We start from the raw sequence: 1,547 nt of genomic DNA on the forward strand, positions 1-1,547 counted from the left end.
CCACGACCGCGCTGCCCCCGACCGTCATCGGGTACCGCGCCGCGAACCCCTACCCGCACGACCTCACCCGCGCGCGGCAGGAGCTGCGGGCCTGCGGCCGGCCGGACGGCTTCCACACCGGCCTGGCGGTACGGAGCGACCGGGCCGGGGACGTCGCCGCGGCCGGGGCGCTGAGCCGCTCGCTGACCGCGGTGGGCATCACCGTCCAGGTCACCAGGCTGTCGCCGTTCCAGTGGGGGAGCACGGCCGGCTCACCCGCGTACGTGCACGCGCACGGGCTGGGCATCGTCCTGGACGCGCAGGCCGCGACGTACCCGACCGGGTACGGCTTCCTGGCGCCGATCACCGGTGAGGTCACCAAGACCGCCAACGGCGACATCATGGAGCTGCGCGACCCGCAGGTGAACCGCACCCTCACCGGCGGCCTGAAGACCACCGACCCGGCCCGCCGGGCGAACGCCTGGGCGGCGGCGGACCGGCGACTGATGTCGGACGCCGCGCTGGTGCCGCTCATCGATGAGCGGACCGTGACCTACCGCCCCGACTCGCTGCGGAACGTCTACGTCCACCCCGCCTACGGCATGTACGACCTGGCCGCCCTCGGCCGCTGACCCGACGGCGCCCCCGGCCCGCGAGGCCGGGGGCGCCGTCTCTACTCGAACGCGATCGCGGTCAGCACGTCCAGGCGGGAGGCCCGCCAGGCCGGCCAGACCGCCGCCAGCACGCCGATCACCGCCGACAGCACCACGTACGCCACCAGGGTCGGCACCGGCACGCTCAGCACGTCCAGACCCTGGTCGGCGACCGCGTGCTGGATCGCCACGCCGAACACCACACCGATCGCGACGCCCAGCAGCCCGCCGAAGACCGCGATCACGACCGACTCCAGGCGGATCATCCGGCGGGTCTGCCGGCGGCTGGTGCCCACCGCCCGCAGCAGGCCGATCTCCCGGGTCCGCTCGATCACCGACAGCGCGAGCGTGTTGATGATGCCGAGCGCGGCGATGACGATCGACAGCGTCAGCAGCACGGTCAGCAGCGTCACGAACTGGTCGATGCTCGCCTGGGCGCTCTTCTTCACATCCGACTGGTCCTGGACCTTCAGGTTCGGGTAGCCGCTCAGCGCCCGCTCGATGGCGCCCTTGGTCGCGGCGTCCGCCCGATCCGTGTTGATCATCACGCCGAGGCCGGCCGGGTGCGCGGTGTGCGCCCGGTACGCCGGCAGGGCCAGCACCCGCGAACCGATCAGCTGGTTCTTGGCGTAGATCCCCGTCACCCGCAACCGTTCGGTGCCGCCGTCGGCGAAGCGCGCGGTGACGGTCGAACCCACCGCCAGCCGCGCCGAGCGCGCGGTCGGCTCATCCACCAGCAACCCGTCGCGGCCCAGGTCGGCCGACCCGGACCGCAGCGACAGCCGCGCGGCGCGCACCAGGTCGGCCGGCCGTTCGGTGGCCACGAACGACTGCTGGTCCCCGCCCACCTCGAACCGGCCCTGGTAGGCCGAGGTGACCAGCTCGACGCCCGGCACGCCGCGCACGGCCGCGGCC

2 protein-coding genes are annotated in these 1,547 nt (G+C 73.9%); one reads left to right on the top strand and one right to left on the bottom strand.

Features of this window, described 5'->3' with window-relative positions; genetic code table 11:
- Positions 1-611, top strand: a 611-nt coding sequence (locus tag ACFFNX_RS49635) for a periplasmic substrate-binding domain-containing protein (RefSeq protein ID WP_512699890.1), incomplete at its 5' end; no start/stop codon positions are given.
- Positions 612-652: 41 nt separating this feature from the next.
- Here the strand turns inward: ACFFNX_RS49635 and ACFFNX_RS49640 are convergent.
- Positions 653-1,547, bottom strand: an 895-nt coding sequence (locus ACFFNX_RS49640) for an ABC transporter permease (protein WP_378213459.1), incomplete at its 5' end; no start/stop codon positions are given.

Source organism: Actinoallomurus acaciae (assembly GCF_042429965.1).
Classification (GTDB): Bacteria; Actinomycetota; Actinomycetes; order Streptosporangiales; family Streptosporangiaceae; genus Actinoallomurus; species Actinoallomurus acaciae.